Annotated in this window: 23 protein-coding genes; 10 read left to right on the top strand and 13 right to left on the bottom strand. The window is 70.2% G+C overall.

Annotated features, from left to right (window positions below; translation table 11 throughout):
• The first annotated feature begins 123 nt into the window (after nt 1–123).
• Both trmB and AC3IF1_RS01635 read left to right on the top strand, forming a co-directional pair.
• A complete protein-coding gene (trmB, locus tag AC3IF1_RS01640; RefSeq protein ID WP_489215350.1) occupies nt 124–900 on the top strand; it encodes a tRNA (guanine(46)-N(7))-methyltransferase TrmB in 777 nt (258 codons plus the stop codon).
• Nucleotides 901–1,264: 364 nt separating this feature from the next.
• On the top strand, nt 1,265–2,995 hold the full coding sequence (locus AC3IF1_RS01635; RefSeq protein WP_489215348.1) for a sensor histidine kinase: 1,731 nt from the start codon (nt 1,265–1,267) through the stop codon (nt 2,993–2,995).
• 18 nt (nt 2,996–3,013) lie between these two features.
• Here AC3IF1_RS01635 and AC3IF1_RS01630 read toward each other — a convergent pair whose 3' ends face one another.
• Nucleotides 3,014–3,883, bottom strand: coding sequence for a hypothetical protein (locus AC3IF1_RS01630; protein WP_489215346.1), 870 nt, complete (start codon nt 3,881–3,883; stop codon nt 3,014–3,016).
• A gap of 253 nt (nt 3,884–4,136) precedes the next feature.
• Here AC3IF1_RS01630 and AC3IF1_RS01625 point away from each other — a divergent pair, with 253 nt between their 5' ends.
• From AC3IF1_RS01625 to AC3IF1_RS01610, 4 genes are all read left to right on the top strand, one after another.
• On the top strand, nt 4,137–4,736 hold the full coding sequence (locus tag AC3IF1_RS01625; RefSeq protein ID WP_243971094.1) for a superoxide dismutase: 600 nt from the start codon (nt 4,137–4,139) through the stop codon (nt 4,734–4,736).
• Between the two features lie 360 nt (nt 4,737–5,096).
• Complete coding sequence (murJ, locus tag AC3IF1_RS01620; RefSeq protein ID WP_489215343.1) at nt 5,097–6,623, top strand: murein biosynthesis integral membrane protein MurJ; 1,527 nt, start codon at nt 5,097–5,099, stop codon at nt 6,621–6,623.
• Nucleotides 6,624–6,694: 71 nt separating this feature from the next.
• Nucleotides 6,695–7,372, top strand: a complete 678-nt coding sequence (locus AC3IF1_RS01615) for a haloacid dehalogenase type II (RefSeq protein ID WP_489215341.1) — start codon at nt 6,695–6,697, stop codon at nt 7,370–7,372.
• Between the two features lie 106 nt (nt 7,373–7,478).
• Nucleotides 7,479–7,832, top strand: a complete 354-nt coding sequence (locus AC3IF1_RS01610) for a hypothetical protein (protein ID WP_409564856.1) — start codon at nt 7,479–7,481, stop codon at nt 7,830–7,832.
• A 275-nt stretch (nt 7,833–8,107) separates the two neighbouring features.
• Here the strand turns inward: AC3IF1_RS01610 and AC3IF1_RS01605 are convergent, their stop codons facing one another.
• The 7 genes from AC3IF1_RS01605 to AC3IF1_RS01575 form a co-directional block, all read right to left on the bottom strand.
• Nucleotides 8,108–11,407 (bottom strand): efflux RND transporter permease subunit, encoded by a 3,300-nt coding sequence (locus AC3IF1_RS01605; RefSeq protein ID WP_489215338.1) that lies wholly within the window; start codon nt 11,405–11,407, stop codon nt 8,108–8,110.
• A gap of 395 nt (nt 11,408–11,802) precedes the next feature.
• A complete protein-coding gene (locus AC3IF1_RS01600) occupies nt 11,803–12,237 on the bottom strand; it encodes a tellurite resistance TerB family protein (RefSeq protein WP_243971102.1) in 435 nt (144 codons plus the stop codon).
• Between the two features lie 84 nt (nt 12,238–12,321).
• Nucleotides 12,322–12,522 (bottom strand): DUF3606 domain-containing protein, encoded by a 201-nt coding sequence (locus AC3IF1_RS01595; protein ID WP_489215336.1) that lies wholly within the window; start codon nt 12,520–12,522, stop codon nt 12,322–12,324.
• Between the two features lie 135 nt (nt 12,523–12,657).
• Nucleotides 12,658–12,966, bottom strand: coding sequence for a BrnA antitoxin family protein (locus AC3IF1_RS01590; RefSeq protein ID WP_489215334.1), 309 nt, complete (start codon nt 12,964–12,966; stop codon nt 12,658–12,660).
• Nucleotides 12,959–13,231: a BrnT family toxin gene (locus AC3IF1_RS01585; protein WP_243971107.1), complete on the bottom strand. Its 273-nt coding sequence runs from the start codon at nt 13,229–13,231 to the stop codon at nt 12,959–12,961. The genes AC3IF1_RS01590 and AC3IF1_RS01585 overlap by 8 nt, the downstream gene beginning before the upstream one ends.
• 92 nt (nt 13,232–13,323) lie before the next feature.
• A complete protein-coding gene (locus AC3IF1_RS01580; protein WP_243971109.1) occupies nt 13,324–13,545 on the bottom strand; it encodes a YbdD/YjiX family protein in 222 nt (73 codons plus the stop codon).
• Nucleotides 13,546–13,553: 8 nt separating this feature from the next.
• A complete protein-coding gene (locus tag AC3IF1_RS01575; protein ID WP_489215331.1) occupies nt 13,554–15,626 on the bottom strand; it encodes a carbon starvation CstA family protein in 2,073 nt (690 codons plus the stop codon).
• A 216-nt stretch (nt 15,627–15,842) separates the two neighbouring features.
• Between AC3IF1_RS01575 and AC3IF1_RS01570 the strand changes: the two genes are divergently transcribed.
• From AC3IF1_RS01570 to AC3IF1_RS01560, 3 genes are read left to right on the top strand one after another with little or no spacing between them, the layout of a single operon-like run.
• Nucleotides 15,843–16,040, top strand: coding sequence for a DUF3311 domain-containing protein (locus AC3IF1_RS01570; RefSeq protein WP_243971113.1), 198 nt, complete (start codon nt 15,843–15,845; stop codon nt 16,038–16,040).
• A complete protein-coding gene (mctP, locus tag AC3IF1_RS01565) occupies nt 16,030–17,520 on the top strand; it encodes a monocarboxylate uptake permease MctP (RefSeq protein WP_489215329.1) in 1,491 nt (496 codons plus the stop codon). Before AC3IF1_RS01570 ends, mctP begins: the two co-directional genes overlap by 11 nt.
• A 53-nt stretch (nt 17,521–17,573) precedes the next feature.
• Nucleotides 17,574–18,443, top strand: coding sequence for an NAD(P)-dependent oxidoreductase (locus AC3IF1_RS01560; protein WP_489215327.1), 870 nt, complete (start codon nt 17,574–17,576; stop codon nt 18,441–18,443).
• Nucleotides 18,444–18,683: 240 nt separating this feature from the next.
• Here AC3IF1_RS01560 and miaA read toward each other — a convergent pair whose 3' ends face one another.
• Complete coding sequence (miaA, locus tag AC3IF1_RS01555) at nt 18,684–19,598, bottom strand: tRNA (adenosine(37)-N6)-dimethylallyltransferase MiaA (RefSeq protein WP_489215325.1); 915 nt, start codon at nt 19,596–19,598, stop codon at nt 18,684–18,686.
• Nucleotides 19,599–19,612: 14 nt separating this feature from the next.
• Here miaA and serB point away from each other — a divergent pair, with 14 nt between their 5' ends.
• On the top strand, nt 19,613–20,506 hold the full coding sequence (serB, locus tag AC3IF1_RS01550; protein ID WP_489215323.1) for a phosphoserine phosphatase SerB: 894 nt from the start codon (nt 19,613–19,615) through the stop codon (nt 20,504–20,506).
• On the opposite strand, the gene AC3IF1_RS01545 is transcribed toward serB, so the two are convergent.
• The 4 genes from AC3IF1_RS01545 to hflK form a co-directional block, all read right to left on the bottom strand.
• The gene (locus AC3IF1_RS01545) at nt 20,454–20,951 is read right to left on the bottom strand and encodes a DUF1640 domain-containing protein (RefSeq protein WP_489215321.1); all 498 of its coding nucleotides are present in this window, start codon (nt 20,949–20,951) and stop codon (nt 20,454–20,456) included. The genes serB and AC3IF1_RS01545 overlap by 53 nt on opposite strands.
• A 352-nt stretch (nt 20,952–21,303) precedes the next feature.
• Nucleotides 21,304–22,842, bottom strand: coding sequence for a Do family serine endopeptidase (locus AC3IF1_RS01540; protein ID WP_243971124.1), 1,539 nt, complete (start codon nt 22,840–22,842; stop codon nt 21,304–21,306).
• Between the two features lie 115 nt (nt 22,843–22,957).
• The gene (gene hflC, locus AC3IF1_RS01535) at nt 22,958–23,923 is read right to left on the bottom strand and encodes a protease modulator HflC (RefSeq protein ID WP_489215318.1); all 966 of its coding nucleotides are present in this window, start codon (nt 23,921–23,923) and stop codon (nt 22,958–22,960) included.
• Nucleotides 23,920–25,101: an FtsH protease activity modulator HflK gene (hflK, locus tag AC3IF1_RS01530; RefSeq protein WP_243971128.1), complete on the bottom strand. Its 1,182-nt coding sequence runs from the start codon at nt 25,099–25,101 to the stop codon at nt 23,920–23,922. The genes hflC and hflK overlap by 4 nt, the downstream gene beginning before the upstream one ends.
• Nucleotides 25,102–25,174: the final 73 nt, after the last annotated feature.

The following is a 25,174-nucleotide window of genomic DNA, read 5'->3' as shown; positions in this document are numbered from 1 at the left end:
TTTCTGAGGGCTGGTTTCATAAGGTCCGGGACCTTTTGCGGGTGCCGGGCAGAGCCCTGCTTCGAGGCCGCGCGCCCCTTTGAAACCCGTCCTGGCCCGCGCCGGACGACGCGTTGGAAACCGATGTCTGACCTGAACGGAGGGCCCGGTCGCGAGGCCGGAGAGCCGGAGCGTGCCTTCTTTGGGCGCCGCAAGGGCAAGCGCCTGCGCGGTCAGCAGGAGCGGCGGCTCGCCGACCTGCTTCCCGCCCTGCGGGTCGACCTGCCGCCGGAGAACGGACCGCTCGATCCGCGCACACTGTTCCCGGCCCTCGGCGGCGACCCGGAGGCGGTCTGGCTGGAGATCGGATTCGGCGGCGGCGAGCACCTCGCCGCGCAGGCCGAAGCCCATCCCGGCATCGGCATCATCGGGGCCGAGCCCTTCGTCAACGGTGTGGTGAAGCTGCTCGCCGCGATCGAGGCGCGGTCCCTGCGCAACGTCCGCATCCGCGACGCGGACGTGACCGCGCTGCTGGCGCGCCTGCCGGATGCCTGCCTGGATCGGGTCTACCTGCTTTATCCCGATCCCTGGCCGAAGCGCCGCCAGCGCAAGCGCCGCTTCGTCTCGGACGGCTCCCTCGCCGAGATCGGCCGTGTCCTGAAGGATGGCGGCCTGTTCCGCTTCGCCAGCGATATCGACGATTATGCCGGCTGGACCCTGGTCCGGGCCGCGCGCTGCCCGGTCCTGACCTGGACGGCGCGGGCTGCGTCGGACTGGACGCGGCCCTTTCCGGGCTGGCCCGGCACCCGCTACGAGGCCAAGGCGCTGGAAGCGGGCCGGCGGCCGACCTACCTGGAATTCGCCCGCCTGCCGCGCGGCTCTCGGGCGCTCGCCGCCGGAGTGGAGACCGGTTCGGCGTAGGCGAGCGCGGAGAATCAAGGACTTAGGGCCGTTCGCGATGGCAACGCGGTCCGGAACGGCTCTGGGGCATCGTCCCGAAAGAGGGCCGCCGGCTATCAGAAAAAGACGAGACGGTTCAGAAAGTTAGCGCGTCGTGCCGGTTCGGATATCCGGTACGATGTGCTAGGAAACGGCCTGGCGTGCGGTCACGCACCGAACCACCTTCCGCGGCGGCGGGCCCGCGGGGATCGGCCGCCGCATTCCCGGAGGACACCTTGCCACGGCTAGGCTCGGGCGCCATCCTGAAGTGCGGTCGCGGCTCGCGCCAGGCGCGGGGCCTTCCCCCTGCGGGAGCGCGCCAGGGCGCGGTCGAGGATTCGTTCAAGTGAGTGAGCGGGTGGGGCAGGGCTCGGCGGCGGACGATCCGTATCGCATCGGCTTCGAGGAGGCCGCGATCGGCCTCCTCGTGCTGTCGGCGGACGAGACCGTGATCGTCGCCGCCAACCGGACGCTGCACGACCTGGTCGGCTGGGCGCCGGGCACGCTGCCCGGGCAGGCGGCCGCCGCGCTGCTCGGGGAAGGGTCGGGAACCGAAGGGCCCGGGAGTCTTCGCGCCGGCCTCCAGTATTGGCGGCGCGCGGATGACAGCCCCCTCGACGTGCGGGTGCGCCGCACCGGTCATACCCTCGTGGTCGAGGCCGTCGACGTGGACGTGGCCGCCCATTCCGAGGCGAACCGCGAGGCGCTGGCCGCGGCCGGCCTCGGGGAATGGCGCTGGGAGCGGGCGACGGGCCTGCTCACCCTGTCGCGCCGGGCCGCGCGGATCCTGGGCCGCCCGCCGGGCCGCTCCGTGTCGTGGGACGCGCTGAAGACCGGCCTGTCCGAGACGGAACTGGTCCGCCTGAGCGCGATCATCGCGGAGGCGAGCGCGGCCGGCGAGCCTTACCAGTTCGACACCCCCACGACGGTGGCGGGGCGCACGGTGATCCTGCGGGTCCGCGGGCAGGCCGTGCCGGGCCCCGACGGCACGCCCGCCAGCATGGTCGGGATCATCCAGGACATCACCACCCGGGTCGAGGCCCGGGACGAGATCCTGTCCCGCGACCAGCGCCTGAGGGTCGCGACCACGATCGCCAAGCTCGGGATCTTCGAGTGGCACATGCTCGAGGATCAGGCGATCTGGGAGAACGAGCACATGTACGAGATCTTCGGGCATGCGCCCGAGGACGGCACCATCGGCAAGGCCGAGTTCCTCAACGACATCCTCCATCCGGAGGACCGCCCGGCGGTGCGCAAGGCGATCTCCCGGGCCCTGCGGGAGGACGGGATCCTGCAGATCGGCGGCCGCATCCGGCGCAAGTCGGACGGCGTGTGGCGCACGATCGACATGGCCGGCCGGTTCGAGCGCGACGCCCCCGGCCGGCTGCCGCGGCGCCTGATCGGCGTGGTCGCCGACGTGACCGACCGGCGCATCGCCGAGGAACGGCAGAGCCTGCTGATCCGCGAACTGCACCACCGGGTGAAGAACACCCTGGCCACCGTCCAGGCCATCGTCGGCTCCACGGCGCGGACGGCGTCGAGCATCGAGAGCTTCTACGAGGCCTTCGTCGGGCGCATCAAATCGCTGGCCCACACCCATTCGGTGCTCACCGAGGACACGTGGCAGACGGCGTCCCTGGCCAACCTCCTGCTCAACGAGCTGAAGCCCTACGCCGAAGTTGCGCAGGAGGACGGCGCCGAGGGCCGCATCAGCCTCGAAGGACCGGCGATCGACCTGCCCTCCGAGGTCGCCGTGCCGATCGGGATGGCGATCCACGAACTGACCACCAACGCCGCCAAGTACGGGGCGCTCTCCAACCGCACCGGGCGGGTCGCTGTGGAATGGTCGCTGGAGCCCGGCGGCCCGGCCGGCATCCTGCGCTTCTCCTGGCGGGAGACCGGCGGTCCCCGGGTCGCGCCGCCGAGCCGCCAGGGCTTCGGGTCGCGCCTGCTGCAGCGGGTGCTGATCACGCAGGTCCAGGCCGAGGTGGTGACCGACTACGCCCCCGGCGGCTTCTCCCTGACCATGCGCGCCCCGATCCCGCCGCGCAACGACAGCCTCAACCCGCTGGTGTGACCCGCCCGCGGCGGCCCCTCAGGCCGCGCCCCGCGTGCCGGACTCGCCGCCATTGTCCACGAAGGCCTTCAGCTCATCGAGGGACGCGAAGGTGAAGCGGCCCTGCGGCGTCTCCGCCTCGATCGATCCGTTCTCGAACATCACGTAGGTGTTGCCGCCGGAGGCGTAGCGCCCGACCACCGTGCGCGCGTCCGGCTTCGGGGCGGGCGGCGCGGGTTCGGGCACCGTGTCGAGGCTCGGACGCAGGGACGGCTCCGGTTCCGCAGGGGCCTCGGGCGCGGCGAACAGATCGTCCTCGGGGGCGGTCACGGGCGCGGGCGGGGGCGTCTCGGATCTGGACACGTCCGGCCTGGGCACGTCCGGCTTGAGCCCATCGAGCTTGAGCCCGTCAGGCTTGGGCTGGAGGATCGGCGCCCGCGCCAGGGATGGCGGCGCGGCGGGCATCGGCTCGGCCCGGGTCGGCGGCTCGATCGGCGGCGGGGCCGGTGCGGGCTCCGCGTCCGTCCGGACGTCCAGACTCGGCGCGATCCGGGAACGTTCCGGATCGAAGGGCGGCTCGACCACCGAGGGCACGATGAAGGCCGGGGCGGTGGGCATGAGCGGCGGCGGCCGGATCCGGCCCTCCTCGGCGGAGGCGGCGACAGTGTCCCGCACCCCGGATGCCGGGGCCTGCTCGATCGCCCGCGCGACGCGCCGGAAGGCGAGGGCGAGCACGCCGAGCCCGAGCAGGACGGCCCCCGACGAGGCCGCCACCGAGCCCGCGATCACCATCGCGAGGCCGCTCTCCAGACGCACATAGGGGAAGCCCTGGATCACGGCGGCGCAGCCGCCGATGATCATGGCGGCGGCGAGCGCGAACAGCGCAGCGATCATGATACTCTCTGGCACGTGCCGGCTCCCAGCCGGCGCTCAAGGCGTGGCCTACAGTAAGGCCTGGCCGTCATATTGCAAAACCATACGGCGATATCCCCCGGGATACCGGACTCCGCCGCCGCCCGGCGGTCCGCGATCCCGGAACTTCGCGCCCGCCCGACCGCGCCCGGCGTTGCCCTCGCGCGGCCCCCGACTTACCTAGCGGTCTCTCGACTCGGGCACCCCCGCCGGGACCGAGGCTGCCCCCTGCCAAGCGGAGACAGACGCGATGACCTTCACCCTGCCGGAACTGCCCTACGCCTACGACGCGCTCGGGCCGTACATGTCGAAGGAAACCCTCGAGTTCCACCACGACAAGCACCACAAGGCCTATGTCGACACGGGCAACAAGCTGCTCGAGGGCACCGATCTCCAGGGCAAGAGCGTCGAGGAGATCGTCAAGGCCGCCTACAACACCAATCAGCCGCTCTTCAACAATGCCGGCCAGCACTACAACCACATCCACTTCTGGCAGTGGATGAAGCCCAACGGCGGCGGCGCCATCCCGGGGGCGCTCGCCAAGAAGATCGACGAGGATCTGGGCGGTGCGGAGAAGTTCAAGGCGGACTTCATCCAGGCGGGCATCGGCCAGTTCGGCTCGGGCTGGGCGTGGCTCGCCGTCAAGGACGGCAAGCTCGCGATCATGAAGACCCCCAACGGCGAGAACCCGCTGGTCCACGGCGCCAAGCCGATCCTCGGCGTCGACGTGTGGGAGCACTCCTACTACATCGACTACCGCAACCGCCGGCCCGACTATCTCAAGGCGTTCATCGAGAACCTCGTGAACTGGGAGCACGTGGAGAAGATGTACGCCGAGGCGCACGCCTGAGGCGGCTTGGAGCCGTGCCCGATCGCGTCGCAATCGTGCGCGGCTCCTAGCCCTTGGTGTGACGCGCTCTCGTGCGCCGAACCGGTATCCACTTCGGCGGAGAGCGCTTGAGCGGCTGCCGTGGGCCCTGTGTCCGCGGCACCCTTGAGGTGACGGATGAAACCGGCTCTTGATGCGCCCGACGCCGGATGACCCGGTGAAAAAAGGTTCGGCCATTCCTTTGTTGCGCGACGCTTCCGGCTTCACCCCCTCCCCCCTTTGCGGGGGGAGGGAGAGGCACGGAGCCGGTCACTCCTATTCTTCAACGTCGGGTGCTTCCGGCAGTCTGCTACGGCAGCCGTCCCGGCGGCATCCCCGCCCATGATCCGCTCCATCCTCTCGGTCGGCGGCTGGACCCTGGTCTCGCGCGTCACCGGCTTCGCCCGCGACGTGGTGATGGCCGCCGTGATGGGCGCCGGCCCGATGACCGACGCCTTCGTGGTGGCGTTCCGGCTGCCCAACCATTTCCGCGCGATCTTCAGCGAGGGGGCGTTCAACACCGCCTTCGTGCCGGCCTATGCCGGGCTCGCGGAGGCGGGCGCCCCGGGGGAGGCGCACCGCTTCGCCAACCGGGTCTTCACCCTGATGCTGATCGTGCAGCTCGTGCTGCTGAACCTCGCCCTGCCGGCGATGCCCTGGGTGGTGCGCGCCCTGGCGCCGGGCTTCGCGGAGGACGGCGCGCGCTTCCAGCTCGCGGTGGCGCTGACCCGCATCACCTTCCCGTACCTGCTGTTCATGACCCTGGTGACGCTGCTGTCGGGCATCCTCAACGCCCACCGGCATTTCGCCGTGGCGGCCGGGGCGCCGATCCTGCTCAACCTCGCCATGCTGGCCGCCCTGGGGTTGAGCGCCCTGTTCCCGAACGCCGCCTACGCGGCCGCCTGGGGCGTCGCCGTCTCGGGAGTGCTCCAGTTCGGCCTGCTCTGGTGGGGCTGCCGCCGGGCCCGGGTGATGCCCGACCTCGCGGTGCCGCGGGCCGATCCGGCGCTGAAGCGGTTCTTCGCGGTGCTCGGGCCGGCGGTGATCGGCTCCGCCGGCTTCCAGATCGCGGCCTTCGCCGACACGATCATCGCCAGCTGGCTGCCCACCGGGGCGGTCTCGGCGCTCTACTACGCCGACCGGCTCTACCAGCTCCCCTTCGGGGTCATCGCCATCGCGGCCGGCACCGTGCTCCTGCCCGAGATGAGCCGGCGGATCGCCGCCGGGGACGTCGCCGGCGCCCACGCGGCCCAGAACCGGGCGGCGGGGTTCTCCCTGGCCCTGTCGGCGCCGTTCACCGTGGCGTTCCTGACCATCCCGGGCCTGATCATGGCGGCCCTGTTCCAGCGCGGCGCCTTCAGCGCGGAGGATGCCGCCCGGGCCGCCGCGGTGCTTGCCGCCTACGGCTTCGCGCTGCCGGCCGTGGTGCTGGTGCGCAGCGCGGTGGCGAGCTTCTACGCCCGGCAGGACACCAAGACCCCGCTCTGGGCCTCGCTCACGGCGATCCTGGTCAACGTCGCCCTGAAGCTCTGGCTCACCGGCCCCTACGGCGTCACCGGGCTGGCGCTGGCCACCGCAGTCAGCCAATGGGTGAACCTGGTGCTGCTCCTCGTCCTGGCCAGGCGCCGGAACTGGACGGCGCCGGGGCGGACCCTGGGCCTCACCGTCGCCGGGGTCGCGCTCGCCTGCCTGGGCCTGGCGGCCGTCGCGGTCTATGGCGAAGGGCTCGCCCAGACGCTGGTGCCGGCCCTGCCGCACGGGCGTGAGCTCGCCGTCCTGGCGCTGCTGGGGCTGGCCGGGGCCGTCGTCTATGGCGGGCTGCTGGCGGGCCTGCTGCACCTGTTCGGCCTGCGCCTGCGCCGGGCCTGAGCGGACCGCGTCGGGCTCGCCATCGGGCGTCCCGGCCCCAGATCGGGAAAGAGCACCCAGTGAGGACCGCCATGACCGACGCCAAGGACCTGCTCGCGGGCGTGAAGGCCGTCCTGTTCGACGCCTACGGCACGCTGTTCGACGTCAACGCCGCGGTCCAGCGCTACGCCGCCGCGGTCGGACCGGACGCGGCCCACCTCTCCGAGGTCTGGCGCAACAAGCAGCTCGAATACAGCTGGACCCTGTCGCTCATGGGCCGCTACGCGGCCTTCTGGGACCTGACCGTACAGGCCCTCGACCATGCCCTGGCGCTCCATCCCGGGGTCGATCCCGGCCTGCGCGAGCGGCTGCTCGACGCCTATCGCGACCTCGACGCCTATCCGGAGGTGCCGGGCGTCCTGGCGGCCCTGCGCAAGCGCGGGATCCGCACCGCGATCCTCACCAACGGCAACGCCGCGATGGTCGACCGGGCCGTGGCCTCGGCGGGTCTCGCCGACCACCTCGACGCGGTCCTGTCGGTGGACGACGCGCAGGTGTTCAAGACCCATCCCGACGCCTACCGCAGCGCCCTGACGCGCATGGCGGTCGGGGAGGGCGACGTCCTGTTCTGCTCCTCGAACCGGTGGGATGTGGCCGGGGCCCGCGCCTTCGGATTCCGGACGGCCTGGATCAACCGCAAGGGGCTGCCGGACGAGTACGCCGATCTCCCGCCGGCCGTCGTGGTCGAGAGCCTCGACGGGCTGCTCTGAGTCCGTCCGGCCGGACCGATCCGTTTCCCTGGCACACGATCGAATTGGGCCGCTTCGGGGATTTTTAATCCTCCCGGTGTTGGATCATCCCCAACACGAACGGGAGATGTTGCGCGTGTCCTTCAACGGTTCCTTCACGATGATCCGCGCCGGGGCCGCCGCCCTCGCCGCGACCCTGGTTCTCGGGGCCGTCGCCCCGGCCACCGCCCGCGACCAGACCGGCGCCATCGTCGGCGGCCTCGCGGCCGGCGTGGTCGGCGGCGTGGTCGGGAGCGCCCTCATCAACGGCGCGAACCCGCCCCCGCCGCCGCCGGAGTACCGCCCGCGCCGCGTCGTGGTCGAGGAGCCCGAGCCCGTCGTGATCCGCGAGCGCCGCGGCCCGATCTGCCACTACGAGCGCCGCAAGGAATGGCTCGGCGACGGCGAGTTCACCTATCGCCGCGTCGAGGTCTGCGAGTAGGTCCCGCCGACCCGGCGTCCTGTCTCTTGCGCAGGGCTGTGGCGGTCACACATCGCTTCCGGATGCGGGCAACGGCCAGCCCCGGGAGCGTCTCCCCCGCTGAGCTACGGGCGACACAGGTTTGAGGCACCGGCCCTGTTGCAGGCCGCGACCGGTCCCCTCTCCCGCTCCTGAGAGGGGACCTGCGCCTTCTGCGCACATGGCATGATCACGGCGACGGTCGAACCCCGTGTCGTCCGTAGCCCGCAGGCGGGAGGGCCGTGCGTTTCCGCGCGTCAGGCCGCGGCCTGGCCCTCGGCCCGGTGATCCGCCCCGAGGTAATCCTGCACCGGCTGGGCCGGGCCGCCACGCATCAGCACGTAGAGGAACGGCACCAGCAGCAGGGTCGCCGGGGTGGCGAAGGCGATGCCGCCCATCACGGCCCGGGCCAGCGCGGCGTTCTGCTCGCCGCCCTCTCCGGTACCGAGCGCCATCGGGATCAATCCCAAGAACATCGCCGAGGCGGTCATCAGCACCGGCCGCAGCCGGGTCTCGCCCGCGGTGATCGCCGCCTCCAGGGCGCTGCAGCCCGTGGCCTCCCGGTGCTCCTTGGCGAAGGTGACGAGCAGGATCGAGTTCGCCGAGGCGATGCCCACGGACATGATCGCCCCGAAGATCGACGGGATCGAGAAGGCGGTGCCGGTGACGAACAGCGCGAAGGTGATGCCGCAGAACGCCATCGGCAGGGCGGCGATGACCACGAACGGGTCACCCCAGGTCTGATAGTTCACCGCCATCAGGAGATAGACGGCGATCAGCGCGACGCCGAGACCGAGCTCCAGGCGGAAGAAGGCCGAGCGCATGTTCTCGATCTGGCCGCGGACCGCGATCCTGTCGGGCGCCTCCAGATTTTTCTGCTCGTCCTGGACGACCGCATCGATGTCGCGGGCGACCGAGCCGAGGTCGCGATCCTGGACCGCCGCGTAGATGTCGAAGGTCGGCTGGATGTTCACGTGGCTGATCATGGTCTGCGTCGGCGTCCGGCGCAGGTCCGCGAGGCTGGAGAGCAGCGTCAGCACCCCCGGACCCGAGCTCGAAGTCGCGGCGGCGCGCACGAACATCGGCGTGTTGCGCAGGTCGGTGAGCGAGGCGTTGCGGTATTCGGGCGTCTGCACCCAGAGCTGATACGGGATGCCGGTCTTGGGATCGGGCCAGAAGTTCGGCGTCACCTGGTAGCTGCCCGACAGGGAGATGTTCATGTTCTGCGCCACCTGCTGCTCGGTGAGCCCGAGTTCGGAGGCGAGGCGCCGGTCGACGTCGACGTAGAATTGCGGCTCGTTGACGATCTGCTGCAGGTGGACGTCGACGAGGCCCTTGGTGTGCTTCAGCCGCTGGACGATGCGCTGGGCGACCTCCAGGTCCTTCTCCGGGTGCCGGCCGGAGACCTGCACGTCGATCGGGGTGATGACGCCGAAGTTCAGGATCTGGGTGATCATGTCGGCCGGCTGGAAATAGACGGTCACGTCGGGGAAGCGCTTCATCAGCACCTCGCGCAGGCGCTTCGTGTAGCCCGCCACCGAGCCGTGGCCCTCCTTGAGGCTGACCAGCATCTGCCCGTCGTTGTAGGAGACGAACGAACCGTCCGAGAAGGCGAAGTTGTAGTTGTTCGACGGCAGGCCGATGTTCTGGAGGATCTGATCGATCTCGTCCGGCGGGATCACCGCCCGGACCGTGTCCTCGACCTGGGCGAAGACCTGCCGGGTGGTCTCGATGCGCATGCCGGTGCGCGTGCGCAGATGCATGGTCATCTGGCTCGCCTCGATCTGCGGGAAGTAATCCTGCCCGACGAAGACGAACAAAGCCCCGGTCATCGCCAGCACGACGCCGACGACGCCCAGCGTGACGATCCGGTGGCCCAGCACCGCGTGCAGCAGGCCGACATAGCCCCGGTGGAACCGCGTGAAGCCGCGCTCGAAGCCGGCATGGATGCCGCCGAACAGCCGCATCAGCGGGGCGCCGACGAGGCCGACGGCCCGGGCGATGCGGCCGCGCCGGGCCGGCGCCTCTCGGTTCTCGTCCCGATCCTTGTCCCGGTCCTTGGCGTGGTTCTGGCGGTATTCCGGCGCCACGATCACGTCGATCATGAGCGGCACCAGGGTCCGCGACAGCAGGTAGGAGGTCAGCATCGCGAACACCACCGCGAGCGCCTGCGGGGTGAACAGGTATTTCGGCGTGTCGGTGAGGGCGAAGACCGCCGTGAAGGCCGCGCAGATCGACAGGGTCGAGATCAGCGCCGGCTTGGCGATGCCGGCGGCGCCGTGGACCACGCTCTCGCGGAACTCCTCACCCTCCTCGAACAGCCGGTAGGTGTTCTCGATCGCCACCGTGGCGTCGTCCACCAGGATGCCGACCGCGAGCGCGAGCCCGCCCAGGGTCATCACGTTGATGGTCTCGCCGAGGGCTGCCAGCACGGCGAGCGAGGTCATTACGCAGAGCGGGATCGAGATCAGCACGATGATCGTCGAGCGCCAGGAGCCGAGGAACAGCAGGATCGCGAGCCCCGTCAGGGCGGCTGCGGTCAGGGCCTCGTGGAGCACGCCCTCGATGGCGTTCGAGACGAAGACCGACTGGTCGAACAGCTGCTTGACCGAGAGCCCCTCGGGCGCGGCCGCCCGGATCGTCGGCATCGCCGCCTTGACGTTGTTGACGACGTTGAGCGTCGAGGCGTTGCCGTTCTTGATCACCTGCATCAGCACGGCCTGCTGGCCGTCGGCGCTGACGACGTTGACCTGCGGCGGCCCGCCGTCGCGGACGTAGGCGACGTCGCGCATCAGCACGGGCTGGCCGGCCACCACCTTGATCGGCGCGAGGTTGAGGGTCTCGATCGAGGGCGGGGTGGCGTTGAGCTGGACCGGATATTGCTGCTCGCCGATCTTGGTGAGCCCCGACGGGACCGTCAGGTTCTGGGCCGTCATGGCGTTGGTGACGTCGAGCGGCGTCAGGCCCAGCGCCTGGAGGGCGTTGAGGTCGAGATCGACCATGATCTGCCGCGGCGCCCCGCCGAACGGCGACGGCAGGGTCGAGCCCGGGACCTGCGCGAGGGTCTGGCGGATCCGGTACTGGGCGTAGTCGTAGACCTCGTTCAGGCTCTGCTTGGCCGAGGTCAGGGCGAGCTGGATCACCGGGACCGAGGAGGCGGAGTAGCGCACGATCACCGGCGGCTGCGTGCCGGTGGGCATCACCGCGCGGATCGAGTTGGTCGAGGAGACCACCTGGGCGATGGCGAGATCGATGCTGACCGAGGGGTCGAAGTAGATCCGCTGCACCGCCGTGCCCTGGAGCGTCGTCGACTCCATGCGGCGGATGTTGTTGACGTTGTTGGAGATGCCGTACTCGGCATAGGTGGTGATGCGCTGTTCCATCTCCGGCGCGGACAGGCCGGTATAGGTCCAAACCACCACGACGACCGGGATATCGACGACCGGCAGTACGTCCTTGGGCGTGACGAGGATCGCGCCGACGCCGCCGAGCATCATCAGCACCGCGAGCACGTAGGTCGTGATCCGGAACTTGAGGGCGTAGAGGACGAGGCCCATGCGGTCTCCGCCGGCCGGCACCGGGCCGGATTCTTCGCATCGCGTGCCGGTACATCGGACACCCGAATTGATTCGCTATCATGTCCGGCCAGGCAAAAAGCGTGCGGCTTCGCCGCAGGGGTGCCTTCCGCATCCGCCCCGCGACCGGGCCCGGCCTATGCCGCGGAGCGACGCTCCGGCGCCTTCACGGCCCGGCAGATCGCCCTCAGCGCCGATCGGACGGGACGTCGGGCGGCGGCGCCCGGATCGGGACCCGCGCCGCCACCGGCCCGACCTCGCGGGCCAGGGCGCCGGCGAGCGCGTCCGGTGCTCGCGTGCGCGATCGACCAGCGTCGGGCCGAAGGCGATCTCGCCCCTCCGACGAACCCAAACGGCTCACCCGCGCCTGAAAGCCCTCACCGCAGCAGCGCGGACTTGTCGACGTGCAGGGCGGCGGCGATCTCATCGAGCGACGTGTGCTCGACCGTGCTGATCCCGTCGATATCGGCCACGTCGGCGCCGATCAGGAACACGTCCTGGCGCTGCTCGATCGGTCGCTCGGCGATGGCGGCCACGAGGCGCAGGTTCTCGAGCCGGCCGGCCCGGGTCTTGGCCCGGGCGATCGCCTCGTAGAGTTCCTGCTCGACGCGCAGGGTGTCGTAGGATTTCTCGAGGATCGGGTTGGCGCGGATCCCGGTGATCGCCGACTCGATCTCCTCCTCGGCCACGTCCCCGTCCGCCACGATGACGTTGGCCGCGGAGGAGACCGCGGCCTGCAGGAAGACCGCGTCGCCCGCATACGACATGATCGTGCGGCCGAACCGAAGGATGGCGTCCTGGAAAATGCTCATGCCGACCTCCCGTGGGACCGGAGATGGCGGATATTGTGGCCGCCGAGTCAAGCTCCGGCCGAGCTTGTCCCGGGGATGGGCGCCTCAGATGGCGGGCTCGTGGCCGGGCCAGTCCCGCCCGAGATGGGCCGCCACGCGGGCCGGATCGTCGCCCACCGCCGCCACCGCGGCCTCGACCCGCTCCACCGGCACCATGAACCGGCGCGCCCAGTAGGCCCGCTCCCAGGCATGGGTGACGTTCACGGCCCGGGGCTCCGTCTGATCCTGTGCACGCTCGTCGGTCATCGGCCCTTCCGCGTTTCGCGAGGGCCGGCCGGCCCTCCGGCGTGGAGAACGCCGGCCGGGCCGATCGGGTCCGACGACGGCAGACGCGCGTGTTTCGACCGTTGCGAGCCGCGCCCGCGAAGCCGGCGATCACGCTTACGTCAGCGACCGCGCGGCCGCCCGCAGGGCGTCGTTCATCCGGGTCTGCCAGCCCGGTCCCGTGGCCTTGAAGGCCTCGACGGTCTCGGCATCGAGCCGCAGGCTCACGAGCTGCTTGGTCGCCGCCTTCTGCGGTCCGCGGGACCGGCGCAAGGTGGCGGCCAGTTCGGGGAACGCCTCGGCGAAGGGACGCGCGTCACGCGCCTGTTCGGCGGTGACCTCGGGGCTGTCCGGATCGGCGGCGATGCCGGCCTGGATCCGAGCCTCCTCCGCATCGGTGATCGGCGGCAGGTCGAGCTTAGGCATTCTCGTAGATCCTCCGTTCCGCACGGCTCGCCGGACGCAAACTGATGAGCGACAGCGCCTCCGATCCCAGCGGGGCCATCACCGCCGCAACGAGGAGCCCGTCCAGCACGCCTATCGCCACGAAGCGGGCTCTGCCGTCCCGCGCGGGATAAGACGGCACGATCACCGAATCCTCAAACAGAAAGCGGTCGCGGGCATCCGCGAAGTCGAGGCCGTGCTTTGCGAAATTGATCTCCCGCTTCCGCTCATCCCAGACGACGCGCATGCCGAGATCTACGATCCGAACCGCGATTGGTCAATCTGATCGTAGATACAATTTGCGATCGCCTGTTGAGAGATCGCGGCTCTCCGCCGTCTTCAACAGCAGCGGAAGCCGGAGGTATTCCCAACCCCGAAGCGGGCGTTCTCGCGATTGCGAAAAAACTCGACCTCGGTCATCGGCGCCCGGTCCGGATGGGTGCGGCGGAGGTGCTCGGCATAGGCCGCGTAGTCCCCCTGCCCGACCATCAGCCGGGCGCCGTCGCAGACGCATTTGGACAGCGTCCGGAGGCGATCCCGCAGGTTTGGCTGCTGCAGCATGACGCGCCCTACTCCGCCGCGGCCAGGCGCGGCTCGGTCTCGCTGGCGGTCCAGCGGTCGGCGCGCCACGCCTTGAGGCAGGCGGCGATGCCGAACCCCGCGATGGCGACGACGAGGCCGATGAACAGGGCCGCCAGCACCGCGTCGATCCGGTCGTTGAGGATGATCTGGCTCATCTGGTCGGCGGTCTTGGCCGGGGCCAGGATCTTGCCGTCCGCGGCGGCGGCCGCGTAGCGCTCGGCATGGGCCAGGAACCCGATCTTGGGGTCGGCGGACATGATCTTCTGCCAGCCGGCCGTGAGGGTGCACAGGCACAGCCACGCGGTCGGGAGGATGGTCACGAACGCGTAGCGCTCGCGCTTCATCTTGAAGATCACCACGGTGCACAGCGTCAGCGCCACCGCGGCCAGCATCTGGTTCGAGATGCCGAACAGCGGCCACAGGGTGTTGATGCCCCCCAGCGGGTCGGTGACCCCCTGGTACAGGAAGTAGCCCCAGGCCCCGACCGAGATGGCGGTGGCCGCGATGCTCGGCCCCCAGGAGGTGGTGTTCTTGAACGCCGGCACGGCGAGCGCCACGAGATCCTGCACCATGAACCGGCAGGCGCGCGTGCCCGCATCCACGGCCGTGAGGATGAACAGGGCCTCGAACAGGATCGCGAAATGGTACCAGAAGGCCATCATCGCCTTGCCGCCGATCGCCGAGGAGATGATGTGGGCCATGCCGACCGCCAGCGTCGGCGCGCCGCCGGCGCGGGAGATGATCGTGCGCTCGCCGACATCCGCGGCGGTCTGGGTGATGATGTCGGGCGTGGTACTGAACCCGAGCTTGGTGACGGCGGCGGCCGCGGTCTCCGGCGTGGTGCCGATGAGCGCCGCGGGCGAGTTCATGGTGAAGTACACGCCCGGGTCGATCACGCAGGCCGAGACCAGCGCCATGATCGCCACGAAGGATTCCATCAGCATGCCGCCATAGCCGATGAAGCGGGCATCGGCCTCGCTGGCGATCAGCTTCGGGGTGGTGCCCGACGCGATCAGGGCGTGGAAGCCCGAGACCGCGCCGCAGGCGATGGTGATGAACAGGAACGGGAACAGGCTGCCCGCCCACACCGGACCGGTGCCGTCCACAAACTTGGTCACTGCCGGCATCTGCACGTGCGGCGCGACGACCGCGATGCCGAGCGCCAGACCCACGATGGTGCCGATCTTGAGGAAGGTCGACAGGTAGTCGCGCGGGGCGAGCAGCAGCCAGACCGGCAGGATCGAGGCGACGAAGCCGTAGCCGATCAGCATCCAGCAGAGCTGCGGGCCCGTGAAGGTGAAGGCCGGCCCCCAGACCGGGCTCGCCGCCACGGAGCCGCCGGCCAGGATCGCCAGCATCAAGAGGACGAAGCCGAGGATCGAGACCTCGCCGATCCGGCCGGGGCGGAGATAGCGCGCATAGACCCCCATCAGCATGGCGATCGGGATCGTCGACATCACCGTGAAGGTACCCCACGGGCTCTCGGCCAGCGCCTTGACAACGATCAGCGCCAGCACGGCGAGCAGGATCACCATGATCAGGAAGGTGCCGAACAGGGCGATGATGCCCGGCACGGTGCCGAGCTCGGCCCGGATCAGCTCGCCGAGCGAGCGCCCGTCCCGGCGCATCGACACGAACAGGACCATGAAGTCCTGCACGGCGCCGGCCAGCACGACGCCCGCCAGGATCCAGAGCATGCCGGGCAGGTAGCCCATCTGGGCGGCCAGCACCGGACCGACCAGCGGGCCCGCCCCCGCGATCGCCGCGAAATGATGGCCGAACAGCACGCCGCGGTTGGTGGGGACGTAGTCGAGCCCGTCATTGTGGCGCACCGCCGGGGTCACGCGCTTCGGGTCGAGGCGCATCACCTTCTCGGCGATGAACTTGGAATAGTAGCGATAGGCAATCAGATAGACGCAGACCGCGGCGACCACGATCCAGAGGGCGTTGATCGTCTCGCCCCGCTGGGTCGCCACGATCGCCAGAGCCGCGGCGCCGAGCGCGCCCACCAGGGCCCAGGGCCCATGGTCGCGGAGTTGCCTGCCGAGCGCCGTACCCATGTCGTTCCTCCCAGAACGCCGCCTCGGGCTCGGGCGGCTCCGGGGAGCCGCCGGCCGGGATTCGTTGATCCCGTGCGACAGGTCCGGTTTATCCTATCGGCCTCCCGTTGACGCAAGCGATCTGAACTGTGATGCAGCGCGTCAGACCGCACGATGACCGCCGCGTGTAACGGCGGATATCCGTCGCCGAGCCGTTTTCCTCGACCGGGCCGAACCATGGAATCCCGACGCCGCTCGCCGCTGATGTGGCTCCTGCTGCTGCCCTTCCTGGGGCTCCTGTGGGTGCCGTTCTACAACCAGCGCGATCCGATGCTGTTCGGCTTCCCGTTCTTCTATTGGTACCAGCTGGCCTGGGTGCCGCTGACCTCCCTGATCCTCTACGTCGTCTACCGGGCCGTGCGCGATGACCGCTGATCTCGATATCCCGGCGCTGTCGGTCTTCCTGTTCTTCTTCGTGCTCGTGACCGTGATGGGCTTCGTCGCCGCCCGCTGGCGCCGGCCCGAGACGCTGGCCCATCTCGACGAATGGGGCCTGGGCGGGCGCAAGTTCGGCACCTGGATCACGTGGTTCCTGATCGGCGGCGACTTCTACACCGCCTATACGGTCATCGCGGTGCCGGCGCTGGTCTATGCTGTCGGCGCCTACGGGTTCTTCGCCCTGCCCTACACGATCATCGTCTACCCGTTCGTGTTCGCGGTGATGCCGGTCCTGTGGCAGGCCGCCAAGGACAAGGGCTACGTCACGGCGGGCGACGTCGTGTACGGCACCTACGGCTCGCGGGCGCTCGAACTGGCGGTCGCCGTCACGGGCGTGGTCGCCACCATGCCCTACATCGCGCTCCAGCTCATCGGCATGGAGGTGGCGATCAAGGCGTTGGGCCTGCACGGCGAGATTCCGCTGATCCTCGCCTTCCTGGTGCTGGCCTTCTACACCTACTCGTCGGGCCTGCGGGCCCCGGCGCTGATCGCCTTCGTCAAGGACATCATGATCTACGTCGTGGTGCTGGTGGCGGTGGCGATCGTGCCGTCGAAGCTCGGCGGCTACGCCGCGGTGTTCGACGCGGCCGACGCCGCCTTCAAGGCCAAGGGCTCGGGCGGCACGCTGCTCAGCCCGGCGCAGATCCTGCCCTACGCCTCCCTGGCGCTCGGCTCGGCGCTCGCCGCCTTCATGTACCCGCACACGCTCACCGGCATCTTCGCCTCCTCGGGCGGCAACACGATCCGCAAGAACGCGGTGCTGCTGCCGGCCTACACGCTGCTCCTCGGGCTGCTGGCGATGCTCGGCTACATGGGCCACGCCGCCGGCATCAAGGTGGCGAGCAACAACGACGTGGTGCCGGTCCTGTTCAAGACCCTGTTCCCGGGCTGGTTCGCGGGCTTCGCCTTCGCGGCCATCGCCATCGGCGCCCTGGTGCCGGCGGCGGTGATGTCGATCGGCGCCGCCAACCTGTTCTCGCGCAACGTCTGGAAGGCCTACGTCAACCCGAACGTGACCCCGTCCGGCGAGGCCCAGGTCGCCAAGATCACCTCGATGCTGGTCAAGATCGGCGCCCTGGTGGCGATCCTGGTCCTGCCGACGCAGTTCGCCCTCGATCTGCAATTGCTCGGCGGCCTGTGGATCCTGCAGACCCTGCCGGCCCTGGTCTTCGGCCTCTACATGTCGTGGTTCCGGGCGCCGGCCCTGCTCGCCGGCTGGGCGGTGGGCTTCGTCGCCGGCAGCGCCATCGCGTGGTCGGACGGGCTGAAGCCCCTGCACACCCTGACCTTCGGCGACGCGAAGCTCACGCTCTATACCGGGCTCCTGGCGCTCGCCGTGAACATCGTGGTGGCTGTCATCGTCAACGCGGCGCTGACCCTCGGGGGCCGGAACCCGGCCGTCGCCGCCGGCCGCTGAGCCACCGTTCGGGATCGCGCCGGAGCGATCCGGCGGACGTTGAGGAGAGCACAATGGCGAAGGTCGCATTCCTGGGCCTCGGCGTGATGGGCGGCCCGATGGCCGGCCACCTCGCCAAAAAGGGTGGCCACGACGTCACCGTCTACAACCGCACGACCCCCAAGGCGGAGGCCTGGGTGAAGACCTATGGCGGCGCCTCCGCGGCCACGCCCCGGGAGGCCGTCGCGGGCGCCGAGATCGTGTTCGCCTGCGTGGGCAACGACGACGACCTGCGCAGCGTCGTGCTGGGCGACGACGGCGCGCTCGCCGGCATGAAGCCCGGCGCGATCTTCGTCGACCACACGACGGCCTCGGCCGAGGTCGCCCGGGAACTCGCCGCCGCCGCCGAGGCCAAGGGGGTGGGCTTCATCGACGCGCCCGTCTCCGGCGGCCAGGCCGGCGCCGAGAACGGCGTGCTCACCGTGATGTGCGGCGGCGCGCCGGCGACCTACGCCAAGGTCGAGGGGGCGATCGGCGCCTTCGCCCGGGCCTGCCGGCTGATGGGCCCGGTGGGCTCCGGCCAGCTCACCAAGATGGTTAACCAGATCTGCATCGCCGGTCTGGTCCAGGGCCTGTCCGAGGGCGTCCACTTCGCCAAGCGCGCCGGCCTCGACGTCGAGGCGGTGCTCGACGTGATCTCCAAGGGGGCCGCCGGCTCCTGGCAGATGGAGAACCGCGGCAAGACCATGAACCAGGGCCAGTTCGAGTTCGGCTTCGCGGTCGACTGGATGCGCAAGGATCTCGGCATCCTGCTCGACGAGGCCCGCCGCAACGGCGCCAAGCTCCCGGTCTCGGCGCTCGTCGACCAGTTCTACGCCGAGGTGCAATCCATGGGCGGCAACCGCTGGGACACGTCGAGCCTGGTGGCCCGGCTGGAGCGCTGAGCGCTCTTTTCGCGCGTTGCGAAACCGCCCCCGCTGCGTCTCCCTCTCCCCTCTGCGGGAGAGGGTGGCCCGCGAAGCGGGTCGGGAGAGGGGAGCGACGGCGCAGAACAAAGCTCTGCCCCTCATGAAAGACGCGCCTTTTCCGGGGCCCGCGCTCCCCTCTCCCGACCCCTGCTGACGCAGAGGGCACTCATTGGGCCACCCTCCCCCGCAGAGGGGGGAGGGAGAGATGCGGTAAGCTCACAGTTCGGTCTGAGCCGCCTCCGGATCCATCCACCGCCAGCCCTCCCCCATCTGATGGCGGAACCACGTGAACTGGCGCTTGGCGTAGGCGCGCGTATCCGCCTGCCCCCGGACGATCGCCGCCTCCAGATCAATCGCCCCGTCGAGATGGGCGATCAGGCCCGGCACGCCATGGGCGCGCATCACCGGCAGCATCGGATCGAGCCTTCGCGACCGCAGGCGGGCGACCTCGTCCAGCGCGCCCTCCGCGATCATTGCCCGGAAGCGGGCGTCGATTCGGGCGCGCAGCACCGCGCGATCGGGCGCCAGGAAGATTCTTTTGAGACTCCAGCCGGCCAGGGGGCCGGGCACCGGGTCGCCGTAAAAGCTGGCGATCGGCCGGCCAGTGGCAAAAAAGATCTCCAGGGCGCGCATCACCCGCATCCGGTCGCTCGGGCGCAGGCGGGCGGCACCCTCGGGGTCGTGCCGGGCGAGGTCGGCGTGCAGCGCCTCGGTGGGGCGCCCCTCGGCCTCCTCCCGCACCCACGCGCGCACCGCCTCGGGCACGGGCGGCAGCTCCGAAAAGCCCTGCTCCAGCGCCCGGAAGTACAGGCCGGTGCCGCCGACGAAGACCGGCAACCGCCCGTCGAGCGCCGCGAGCAGCGCCGCCGCGTCGCGGGAAAAGTGCCCCAGCGAATAATTCACCGCCCCGTCGACATGGCCGTAGAGGTGGTGGGGCACCCGGGCTTCCTCATCCGGTTCGGGCCGGGCGGTGAGGCGGCGCAGGTCCGCGTAGACCTGCATGGAATCGGTGTTGATCACCACGCCGCCCTGGCGCAGCGCCAGCCGGGCGGCCAGGGCCGACTTGCCCGACGCAGTGGGCCCTGCGATGAGGATCGCCGCCGGGCGCCCCCCGTCCCCCCGGTTTGGCAAGGCGAACCTCCACGATGCTGGTCGCGGTCCTGATAGCAAACCCGGATCGGCCGTCCATCACCGACGCGGTCCTGGCCGAGACGCGCGCCGTGCTGCGGACGGAGCACCAGCCCCGGATCCTGCACGGGGAGGTCGCGGCCGAGATCCTGGTCCCGGGCGAGCCCGCCGCGGCCGCGTCCCTCACGGAGCGGCTGCGGACGGCGTTCGCGGGGGAGCCGATCGACCTCGCCGTGCTGCCCGCCGACCCGCACCGCCGCAAGCGCCTGTTCCTCGCCGACATGGACTCGACCATGATCGAGCAGGAATGCATCGACGAACTCGCAGGCACCCTCGGCCTCAAGGACCACGTGGCCGCGATCACCGAGCGGGCGATGCGCGGCGAGATCGCCTTCGAGCCGGCCCTGCGCGAGCGCGTGGCGCTCCTGAAGGATATCCCGGTCGCGGCGGTGGACGGTCTGATCGCCGATCAGCTCAGCCTGACCCCGGGCGGCCCGACGCTGGTGCGGACGATGCGGGCGCACGGCGCCCGGACCTGCCTGGTCTCGGGGGGCTTCACCCTGTTCACCGGCCCGATCGCCGGGATGATCGGGTTCGAGGCGCACCGGGCCAACGTGCTCGGCGTCGCTGACGGGCGCCTCACCGGCACGGTCGAGGACCCGATCGTCGGCAAGGCCGAGAAGCGCGCGGCGCTGATCGAACTGCGCGACGCCCTCGGGCTCGGCCCCGCCGAGACCTTGGCGGTCGGCGACGGCGCCAACGATCTCGACATGCTGGCGGAAGCCGACCTCGGTGTCGCCTTCCGGGCCAAGCCCGCGGTCGCGGCCGCCGCCCGGGTCCGGATCGAGCATGGCGACCTCACCGCGCTCTTGTACCTGCAGGGGTATGGGGCGGCCGAGTTCGTGGCTTGAGGGGGCAGTGGAAGGTACGGGCGAGGGTCACGACCGCACCCATGAGAGCCACCGTCTGAAAGCCGATCGCACCGAAGATCCAGCGCACCATCTCCACCTTAGCAGAGGCAATCGCGCCTTTCGTCGTTTCGATATCCGCCTTCATCTTGAGTCCGAGAGCCTTGATATCGGCTTTGGTGGAAACGCGGAGATTCTCGCTATCCGCCTGCGTCGTTAGCCGCAGAGCCTCGATATCGGCGCGAGTCTGGATCTTCAGCGCTTCGATATCGCCGCGAACGGCCTGGATTTCAGCCTGAACGTCGCGGATGTCAGCCTTCGTCGCGAGGGTTCCGTCAAAGACATCGACCAGCGCATCCGCCAAGCCCTCGGCCTGCTCGGGTGACAGCTTCGCCTTCTCGCGCAGGGCGCGGGCGAACTTCAAGGTGTCGAAGGCGACGGCCGTCATGGGGTTCGAGAGAGCTCGAGCCGGATCGACTCACGGCCCCAGTGTGCTGCACGGATCCGCCGCGTCAATGCGGCCTCCCAGCTCCTGTCGAACCGCTTCGCGGCGCATCCCGTGCTGGGTCCCGGATCAGGTTCCGCTTCGCTCCACCTGTCCGGGAAAGGGGGGCGGGGCAAGATGAAACGTCAGGCCCTTTCCCGGGCGCATGCAGCGCCAGCGGAGTGCGACCCGGGACCCAGCGCAAGACTTGCCGCGAAGCGGCTCTCCCTGAAGGCGCCCAGCCCTGTCCCGAAAACGCGAAGGCCGCCGCATCCTTTCGGAGCGACGGCCCTCGGCCTCTCGATGCGGAGCCGGTCTACTCGAGCCCGACCGCCACGAACCGCACGTCGCCGGTGGCGCTGGCCACGAGGAGCAGCACCGACTTGCGCCCGTCCTTCTTGAGGGCGTCGATCCGCTTCGTCACATCCGCCGGGGTATTCACCGATTCCTGGCCGACCTCGACGATCACCTCGCCGGGCTGGATCCGCTTGTCGGCCGCCGTCGAGTTCGGATCGACGCGGGTGACGACCACGCCCTTCACGGTGTCCTTGATGGCGTATTTCTTCCGCAGGTCGTCGGTCATGCCGGACAGGTTGAGCCCGAGCGCCTGACGGGTCGCGCTCTCGGGCTCCGGCTGGCGCAGATTGGCGAGCTGCGGCTTGTCGCTGTCCTCCAGGCGGCCGAGGGTGACGGGCTTGGTCACCTCCTCGCCCTTGCGCACCACCACCACGTCGACCTTCTGGCCCACGGGGGTCGAGGCGACGATCCGCGGCAGGTCGCCCGAGGCCTTCACGGGGGCGCCGTTGAACTTCACGATCACGTCGCCGACGTCGATCCCGGCGGTCTTGGCCGGGCCCTTCTCGTCGACGCCGGCCACGAGGGCGCCCCGGGCACCGCCCTTGAGATTGAGCGCCTCGGCGGTGGTGTCGTCGACGTTCTGGATGCGCACGCCGAGCCAGCCGCGCCGGACCTCGCCGAAGTCGCGCAGCTGGTCGATCACGGGCTTGGCCGTGTCCGACGGGACCGCGAAGCCGATGCCCACCGAGCCGCCGGTGGGCGACAGGATCGCCGTGTTGATGCCGATCACCTCGCCGTCCATGTTGAACAGCGGACCGCCGGAATTGCCCTTGTTGATCGCCGCGTCGGTCTGGATGTAGTTGTCGTAGGGTCCGGACTCGATGTTCCGCCCCCGGGCCGAGACGATGCCGGCCGAGACCGAGCCGCCGAGTCCGAACGGGTTGCCGATGGCGATGACCCAGTCGCCGGGCCGCATCGTGTCGGAATTGCCGAACGGCACCGCCTTCAACGGATGATCGGCCGGAGGCTTCACCCGCAGCACCGCGAGGTCGATCTTCGAATCCTTGCCGACGATCTCGGCCTTCAGCTTGGTGCCGTCGTGCAGGATGACCTGGATGTCGTTGGCGTCGCCGATGACGTGGTTGTTGGTCACCACGATCCCGGACGCGTCGATGATGAAGCCCGAGCCGAGGGAGTTCGACTTGCGCTGCTGACGCGGCGCGTCGTTGTCGCCGCGCTCGCCGCCCTTGCCGCCGCGGCGGTTGAAGAACTCCTCGAACAGGTCCTCGAACGGGGTGCCCGGGGGCACCTGCGGCATGGCGCGCCCGCCCCGGGCCTCGACCGTGGTGGAGGCGGAGATGTTCACCACCGCGTCGGTCACCTGATCGGCGAGGTCGGCCAGCGAGGCCGGCCCCTTGGCGAAGGCCGGGCGCGGCACGGCGGCGCTCGCCACCGAGGCTCCGAACAGGACAGCCGCCACGAGGGCGCGGGTGCGGGAGCGGGGCTGCGCCTTCGCGCGGCCGAAGGGCGCCACGGGGGCGCGCGCGACGGGGTGCATGATCGACCTCTTCAAGACCGCGTTTCCGGCGTCGCGGGCCCCTGATCGATGATCGGGGCCCGCGTATCGACGTGCAAGGTAGTCTTCCGGTGCCCGCGCGCCAACGCGCGTCCGATCAGCGCGCCGTCCCGGCGGTGGAGCCGGTGGTGGCGCTTGGATCGGCCGGTCCCCGCGGGGCCCGCGTCGCTGCGGCCGCCGCCCGGCCCTGCGGATCGCTGAAGTAGCGGAAGAAATCCGTGTTCGGGCTGATCACCAGCCGCGTGTCGGACCCCTTCAGGCCGGTCTCGTAGGCCTGCATCGAGCGGTAGAAGCTGAAGAAGTCCGGGTCCTTGCCGAACGCCTCGGCGAGGATGCGGTTCTTGTCGGCATCGCCCTCGCCGCGCAGCTGCTCGGACTTCTGCGTCGCCTCGGCCAGGATCACCGTGACCTCGCGTTCGGCCTTGGCGCGGATCGTGGCGGCGCTCTGGTCGCCGTTGGCACGGATGTCGGCGGCCTCGCGCTCGCGCTCGGTCTTCATCCGCCGGTAGACTGCGGCCGAGTTCTGCGCGGGCAGATCGACGCGGGTCATGCGCAGGTCGACGATCTCGACGCCCAGCGCCTTCGCCTGCCGGTTCACGTCCTCCTGGATGTTGTGCATCAGCTGGCCGCGCTCGGTCTTGACGATGGCGTCGCGGGTCGAGCGGGCGAGCACGTTACGCAGGCTCGAATTGGTGAAGCTGGCGAGCCGCTGGTTGGCCAGCCCGATATTGCCCACCGCCTGATAGAAGCGCAGCGGATCGAGGATCCGGTAGCGGGCGAAGGCGTCCACCTCCAGGTTCTGCCGGTCGGCGGTGAGCACCGTCTGCACCGGCAGGTCGAGGTCGAGCACGCGCTTGTCGAAGATCACGACGTTCTCGACGAACGGCACTTTGAAGTAGAGGCCGGGCTTCTCCTCGCCGGTGGCGTTGAGCACGGCGCGGACACGGCCGAATTGCAGCACGAGCGCCTGCTGCATCTGGCCGACCGTGAAGATCGAAGCGTAGAGCCCGATCGCGACGATCGCGGCGACCGCGATCAGGCCGGTGCGGAAGGCCTGTTTCATCGGGCGGCTCCCGCCTGAGCCGGGGACTGGGCGCGCGCACCGAATTCGGTGAGCGGCAGCACGGGCAGGACCCCGGCCGCGGTGGCGCCGCCCGGCTGCGCGCCGTTCTGATCGATGATCACCTTGTTCACGGAGCCCAGGACCTTCTCCATCGTCTCCAGGAAGATCCGCTCGCGGCTGATCGCCGGGGCGGCCTTGTAGGAGGCGTAGACCTCGCTGAACCGGGCCGCCTGGCCGGTGGCGTCGGCCGTCGCCTTGGTCCGGTAGGCCTCGGCCTGCTGGAAGATCTGGGACGCCTTGCCCCGGGCCTGCGGCACTTCGCGGCTGGCGTAGGTCTTGGCCTCGTTCTGCGCCGTGTCGGCGTCCTGCTGCGCGGCGTTCACGTCGATGAAGGCGGGACGCACCTCCGGCGGCGGGTTGACCGAGACGAGCTGCACCACCTCGATGCGCACGCCGGCGCCGTACTCGTCGAGCGCCTTCTGGACCATCTCCTTGACCTCCTGGGCGATGCTCGACTGCTCGTTGGTGAGGATCGCCTGGATGTTGCGGCGGCCGATCACCTCGCGCATCGCGCTCTCGGAGATCGCCTTGATGGTGCCCTCCGGGTTCTGGAGGTTGAACACGAAGTCGGAGGCCTTGAGCGGGTTGATCCGCCACTGCACCTCGAAGTCGAGGTCGACGATGTTCTCGTCGCCGGTCAGGATCAGGCTCTCGTCCGGCACGTCGCGGTTGCGGCCCTGGCCGCCGGGACCGGCGCGGAAGCCGATCTGGATCGAGTTCTGGGAGCCGACATCCGGCTTGACCACCCCGCCGATCGGGTAGGGGAAGTTGTAGCGCAGGCCCTCGCCCTTGGTGCCAACATAGCGGCCGAAGATCGTCTCGATGCCGACCTGACGCGGGTAGACGGTGTAGAAGCCGGTGGCGAGCCAGACCGCGACGGCGAGCGCCGCGATGACCGCCGCGCTGCGGCCGCCGCCGAAACCGGTCGAGCCGCCGCCGCTATAGCCACCGCCGGTGCCGCCCCCCCCCGGGATCAGGCCACGCAGGCGATCCTGCCCACGGCGGAGCAGGTCCTCGAGGTTCGGCGGAGTCTTGCCGCCGCCGCCCCAGGGGCCGCCGCCGTTGCCGCCGGGTCGGCCCCAGGGACCCCCGCCGCCGCTCTGATTGCTCCAAGGCATCCTAGCCGTCGTCTCCCGCCTGTCCGCGCCCGGCCCGATCCCGGCGGGCGCCCCCCTGCCTGAACGGCCACGC

The sequence above is a fragment of the Methylobacterium sp. E-012 genome, assembly GCF_057836545.1.
This window is presented reverse-complemented; position numbering and strand designations above follow the sequence as displayed.